Consider the following 5,938-nt stretch of genomic DNA (forward strand, 5'->3'; position numbering starts at 1 on the left):
GCCCCTTTGTCTCGACTTTCCAACCCTCTGAACGTGCTCGCGCCGCTGGTGCCGCCGTCGAGGCTGACATCAGTGCCCTCAAGCCCGGCGAGATGATGACCGTCGAGTGGCGCGGCAAGCCCGTGTGGATCCTCAAGCGCACCGAGGAACAGCTGGCCGCACTGGCCAAGCACGATGGCCAACTGGCCGACCCGAACTCCGAGCGCAAGCCCGCTGAACTCACGCCCGAGTACTGCCGCAACACCGCTCGCTCGATCAAGCCAGACGTGCTCGTGGCCGTGGGCATCTGCACCCACCTGGGCTGCTCGCCCTCGTCCAAGTTCCAGGCGGGTGCTCAGGCCTCCTTGCCGGACGACTGGCCGGGCGGCTTCCTGTGCCCTTGCCACGGCTCGACCTTCGACCTGGCCGGCCGCGTCTTCAAGAACAAGCCCGCTCCGGACAACCTGGAGATCCCGCCCCACATGTACCTGTCCGACACCAAGCTCCTCATTGGTGAAGACAAGAAGGCCTGAACGGAGACACCACGATGGCTGAAATGAAGCAAGCCCCCGCCGACGCTTCTGCTGGCGAAAAGCTCCTGACCTGGGTGGACAACCGGTTTCCGGCCACCAAGCTCTGGAACGAGCACGTTGGCGAGTACTACGCCCCCAAGAACTTCAACTTCTGGTACTTCTTCGGCTCGCTGGCCCTGCTGGTGCTGGTGATCCAGATCGTGACCGGCATCTTCCTGGTCATGAACTACAAGCCGGACGCCGAACTGGCGTTCGCCTCGGTCGAGTACATCATGCGCGATGTGCCCTGGGGCTGGCTGATCCGCTACATGCACTCCACCGGTGCCTCGGCGTTCTTCGTCGTGGTCTACCTGCACATGTACCGCGGCATGATCTACGGCTCCTACCGCACCCCGCGTGAGCTGGTGTGGGTGTTCGGCTGCCTGATCTTCCTGTGCCTGATGGCCGAAGCTTTCATGGGCTACCTGCTGCCCTGGGGCCAGATGTCGTACTGGGGCGCCCAGGTGATCATCAACCTGTTCGCGGCCATTCCGTTCGTTGGTCCTGACCTGGCCATCCTGATCCGCGGCGATTACGTCGTAGGCGATGCCACGCTGAACCGCTTCTTCGCGCTGCACGTGATCGCCGTGCCCCTGGTCCTGCTGGGCCTGGTGGTGGCTCACATCATCGCGCTGCACGAAGTGGGCTCGAACAACCCTGACGGCGTCGAGATCAAGCAAGGCCCCAAGGATGCCAAGGGCAACCCGCTCGATGGCGTGCCGTTCCATCCCTACTACTCGGTGCACGACCTGCTGGGCGTGGGTGGCTTCCTGTTCGTCTTCTCGGCCGTGATCTTCTTCGCGCCTGAGCTGGGCGGCTACTTCCTGGAGCGCCCGAACTTCATCCCGGCCGACCCGTTCAAGACCCCGGCGCACATCGCACCGGTCTGGTACTTCACGCCGTTCTACTCGATGCTGCGCGCCACCACCGATGACCTGGTCAACGTGTTCGTCGGGCTCATCGCCCTGGGTGCCGTGCTGAACCTGGTCAAGGGCAAGGGCGACGGCAAGACCAAGGTTGCCGGCCTGGTGATTGCCGCCGTGGTGATCGGCCTGCTCAAGGTTTTCGAAGCCAAGTTCTGGGGTGTGGCCGTGATGGGCGGCGCCGTCGTGATCCTGGCCTTCCTGCCCTGGCTCGACCACAGCCCGGTCAAGTCGATCCGCTACCGTCCTGACTGGCACAAGATCGTCTACGGCGTCTTCGTCGTGAACTTCTGCATCCTGGGCTACCTGGGCGTGCAGGCTCCGTCGCCCATCGGTGAAAAGGTCAGCCAGGTCGGCACCTTGCTGTACTTCGGCTTCTTCGTGCTGATGCCTTGGTGGAGCCAGCTGGGCACCTTCAAGCCCGTGCCCGATCGCGTCACCTTCAAGCCCCACTGATCAAGGCAGGACTCACAACCATGAAAAAACTGCTTGCTTCCCTGCTGGCCGCCTTTGCCGTGGTGACTGGTGCCCAAGCTGCTGGTGGCGCTGCCATCGCGCTGGACAAGTTCCCCACCGAACGCGTCACCGACCTGGCCGCACTGCAAAACGGCGCCAAGCTCTTCGCCAACTACTGCCTGAACTGTCACGCCGCCGCCTTCATGCGATTCAATCGCCTCAAGGACATCGGCCTGACCGACCAGCAGATCAAGGACAACCTCCTGTTCCCGACCGACAAGGTGGGTGACGTCATGAAGGTGTCCCTGAACCCGAAGGACGCCAAGGACTGGTTTGGTGGTGTGCCGCCTGACCTGACGCTGGTGGCTCGCTCGCGCGCCAGCCACGATGGCTCGGGTGCCGATTACCTCTACACCTACCTGCGCACCTTCTACCGCGACGACACCAAGGCAACGGGCTGGAACAACCTGGTCTTCCCGAACGTCGGCATGCCGCACGTGCTGTGGGAGTTGCAGGGCCAGCGCGCTGCCAAGTTCGTCGAAGCGGCCGACCCGCACGATGCCTCCAAGAAGGTTCACACCTTCGAAGGTTTCGAGCAGCTCACCCCGGGCAAAATGTCGCCCCAGGAGTTCGACAGCGCCATGGCCGACCTGGTTGCCTACCTGCAATGGATGGGCGAGCCGGTTCAGAACCAGCGCAAGCAGATCGGCGTTGGTGTGCTGATTTTCCTGGCCATCTTCACTTTCATCGCATGGCGCTTGAACGCCGCGTTCTGGAAAGACGTGAAGTGATGCGTCGGTCCCTGAAGGCGTGAGCCGGCAGGGGCCTCAGGCGCAGTGGCCTGCCCTCGGGCAGCCACTGCGCTTCGTTGTTTTTCAGCGGGCGAGCTTCTTTCGCCCCCTTTTGCCCACTTTGAGGAGCTCACCGCCATGATGGTGCTGTATTCCGGAACGACCTGCCCTTACTCGCACCGTTGCCGTTTTGTCTTGTTCGAAAAGGGCATGGATTTCGAAATCCGTGACGTCGACGTTTTCGCCAAGCCCGAAGACATCGCGCTGATGAACCCGTACAACGAGGTGCCCATCCTGGTGGAGCGCGACCTCATCCTGTACGAGTCGCACATCATCAACGAGTACATCGACGAGCGCTTCCCGCACCCGCAGCTGATGCCAGGTGACCCGGTGGCCCGCGCCCGCGTGCGCCTGTTCCTGCTGAACTTCGAGAAGGAGCTGTTCGCTCACGTGAACCTGCTCGAAGGCCGTGGCGGCTTGAAGGGCAACGACAAGCAGCTCGAGCGCGCTCGCTCGCAGATCCGCGATCGCCTGACCCAGCTCGCCCCGATCTTCCTGAAGAACAAGTACATGCTGGGCGACGACTTCTCGATGCTCGACGTGGCGATCGCACCGCTGCTGTGGCGCCTCGATTACTACGGCATCGACCTGTCCAAGAATGCGCTGCCGCTGTTGAAGTATGCTGAGCGCATCTTCTCGCGCCCTGCCTACATCGAGGCCCTCACGCCCTCGGAAAAGGTGATGCGCAAGTGACCTTCCTGCCGGCCTGATTGCGCATGTCCACCGAACAAGACTCCCAGGGCACTTCGACCCGACCGTACCTGATCCGTGCCCTGCACGACTGGTGCACCGACAACGGCTTCACGCCTTACCTCGCGGTGTACGTCGATCGCTCGGTGCAGGTGCCCCTGGAGTACGTCAAGAACAACGAGATCGTGCTCAACGTGAGCTTCGAGGCCACGAGCCAGCTGCAGTTGGGCAACGAGTTCATCGAGTTCAAGGCCCGCTTCGGTGGTGTGGCGCGTGACATCAGTGTTCCGGTAGACCATGTCATTGCCATTTACGCCCGCGAGAACGGGCAGGGCATGGCGTTTCCGGTGCCCACGCCAGCGGGCGGTGACGCCACCGATGCGCCAGCTTCGGCGGTCCAGGACATCGATGACGCAGGCGTGCCCGAACCGGTCATGGCTGAAGTGCCGCGGCGCACGGGAGGGGGCCTGCGCCTGGCCCCCCAGGCCCAGGCTGCTGACAGCGGCAAGGGCTCGCGCCCAAGCGCCGAAAGCACAGAGGGTGCGGACAACGAGCCCACGCCCGATGGCCCAGGTGGTGGCGGCCGCCCGACACTGCGTCGCATCAAGTGAAGCGTGGCGCTAGAATGCGCCTGCAAATTGACTTTCGCCGGCTTAGCTCAGTTGGTAGAGCAACCGCCTTGTAAGCGGTAGGTCGTCAGTTCGAACCCGACAGCCGGCACCAAACAAGCCCAAGCAAAAGGGCCTGCATTCATGCAGGCCCTTTTCTTTTGTCTGGCTGCTTTGAGTGACGTGGTTCAGTTCGCCAACAGCTTGTTGAGCTCGGCCAGGTCATCCTGGGTCAGCACGCCGCTGGCTTGGCGCAATTTCACCGAGCCCACGATGACGTCGTAGCGCGACTTGAACAGGTCTTTCTGCGTGTTGGCCAACTGGGTTTGCGCGTCCAGCACGTCCTTGTTGATGCGCACGCCCACGCGGTAGCCCAGTTGTGTGGCCTCCAGGGCCAGCTTGGCCGACGACTCAGCGGCCTCGTAAGCCTTGACCTGCGCCAGCCCCGACTGCACGCCCAGATAGGCCTGGCGGGTGCCCAACGTGACCTGGCGCTTGGCATTGTCGAGGTCGTGCTCGGCCTTCTCCTGGAGCTTGAGCACCTCGGCGATCCGGTTCTGCACGGAGTTGCCAGCGTACAGGGACATGTTCATCTCCAGGCCGATCGCGGCGGAGGTGCCTGCGCCACCAGATGTCTTGGCCAGCTGGTTGGAGGAGTCGATGTCGGTGCGCTGCAGGCTGGCCACCGCGTCCAGCGTGGGCAGGTGGCCTGCGCGGGCGCGCTTGATCTCGAGCTTGGCGGCTTCCAGTCCTGCCGAGGCTTTGAGCACGTTGGGCGAGGCCTGGGACTGGTTCACCCACTCTTCCATCTCGCCTGGGGCCAGGCTGTCGAGCGTGGCGGGGGTGCGAAGTGGGTTGGGGATCACATTGGCGCGTCCCACCAACTGGTCGAGCGTGATGCGCTTGACGCGCAATTCGTTGGCTGCGGCGAGTTCCTGGGCCGTGGCCAGGTCATGGCGAGCCTGGGCTTCACGCGTGTCTGTGATGGTGGAGTTGCCAACTTCGAAGCTGCGTTTGGCTGCCGCCAGTTGCTCGGCGAGCGCGGCCTTGTTGGCTTGCGCGGTGCTGAGCACGTCCTGGGCGCCCAGCACGTCAAAGTACGCCTGGGTGACGCGCACCGCGAGGTCTTGCGAGGCGACCTGCAGGTCGGCGTCGGCCACCAGGCGCGACTGGTCGGCCTGGTCCAGGCGCGCAAAGCTGTCGGCGTTGTAGAGGGTTTGACGTGCCTGGATGCCGGCGCGCTTGTTGGTGGTGTTGCTGTCGTAAGACGCCGCAGCGCCAGGCACGGTGGTCTGAGCGCTCGCGCTCGAGTTGAAATCGGTGCGGGTGATGCTGGCCTGCAGGTTCAACGAGGGGCGCACCAGCGCCTTGGCCTGATCGGCCTTGCTGTAAGCCGACTCTGCTTGAGCGCGTGCCGCCAGGTAGGCCGCGTCGTAGAGCTTGGCTGCTTCGTAGAGTTCAAGCAGGTTGTCGGCCTGTGCCATGCCCGAGGCAAATGCGCCGGCTGCCATCACAGCGATCGCCCGGGAGACGGCAGAGCGGCGGCGGCGAACCGACGGTGCGCGTTGGGGCAGGGGCGTGACGGCGAGCTGGGACATCTTCGATCCTTGAAGTGGGTAGCGCGAGGGGGGTGACCGCGATGGGTCAGAACTTGAAGCGGCTGGGCTCCGCAAAACCTGGCAGCCGGGCTGCCACGGTGTCGAACAGCTCCTGGCGGCTGAACTGACTGGCGGCCACGCGGGTGAACAGCGTGGCCTGCATGACCGGTTCCTGGCCGAGGATGGCCAGCAGGCGCCCGCCGACCTTGACCTGGTCGAGCAGGGCTTGAGGTGCCTCGGCGAGCGAGCCACAAAGCAAAA

At 63.8% G+C, this 5,938-nt stretch carries 6 protein-coding genes, 1 tRNA gene and 1 pseudogene; 6 read left to right on the plus strand and 2 right to left on the minus strand.

Features of this window, described 5'->3' with window-relative positions; all coding sequences use genetic code 11:
* From petA to B2W70_RS14655, 6 genes are all read left to right on the plus strand, one after another.
* Window positions 1–512, plus strand: a 512-nt coding sequence (petA, locus tag B2W70_RS14630) for a ubiquinol-cytochrome c reductase iron-sulfur subunit (protein WP_286746771.1), incomplete at its 5' end; no start/stop codon positions are given.
* A 14-nt stretch (window positions 513–526) separates the two neighbouring features.
* A complete protein-coding gene (locus B2W70_RS14635; protein ID WP_286746773.1) occupies window positions 527–1,930 on the plus strand; it encodes a cytochrome b in 1,404 nt (467 codons plus the stop codon).
* A 20-nt stretch (window positions 1,931–1,950) separates the two neighbouring features.
* A complete protein-coding gene (locus B2W70_RS14640; RefSeq protein ID WP_286746775.1) occupies window positions 1,951–2,721 on the plus strand; it encodes a cytochrome c1 in 771 nt (256 codons plus the stop codon).
* 138 nt (window positions 2,722–2,859) lie between these two features.
* Window positions 2,860–3,474 (plus strand): glutathione S-transferase N-terminal domain-containing protein, encoded by a 615-nt coding sequence (locus tag B2W70_RS14645; protein ID WP_058089375.1) that lies wholly within the window; start codon window positions 2,860–2,862, stop codon window positions 3,472–3,474.
* Between the two features lie 23 nt (window positions 3,475–3,497).
* Entirely contained in the window at window positions 3,498–4,082 is a 585-nt protein-coding gene (locus tag B2W70_RS14650) for a ClpXP protease specificity-enhancing factor (protein ID WP_058089374.1), read from the plus strand.
* A gap of 36 nt (window positions 4,083–4,118) precedes the next feature.
* Window positions 4,119–4,194: transfer RNA gene (locus B2W70_RS14655), tRNA-Thr, on the plus strand.
* 73 nt (window positions 4,195–4,267) lie between these two features.
* Here the strand turns inward: B2W70_RS14655 and B2W70_RS14660 are convergent.
* Together B2W70_RS14660 and B2W70_RS14665 are read right to left on the minus strand one after the other, a co-directional pair.
* Complete coding sequence (locus tag B2W70_RS14660) at window positions 4,268–5,677, minus strand: TolC family outer membrane protein (RefSeq protein WP_286746776.1); 1,410 nt, start codon at window positions 5,675–5,677, stop codon at window positions 4,268–4,270.
* A gap of 46 nt (window positions 5,678–5,723) precedes the next feature.
* Window positions 5,724–5,938, minus strand: a pseudogene (locus tag B2W70_RS14665) (protein-L-isoaspartate O-methyltransferase); the annotation flags it as partial.

The organism is Aquabacterium sp. UBA2148 (genome assembly GCF_002328915.1).
GTDB lineage: Bacteria > Pseudomonadota > Gammaproteobacteria > Burkholderiales > Burkholderiaceae_C > Aquabacterium > Aquabacterium parvum.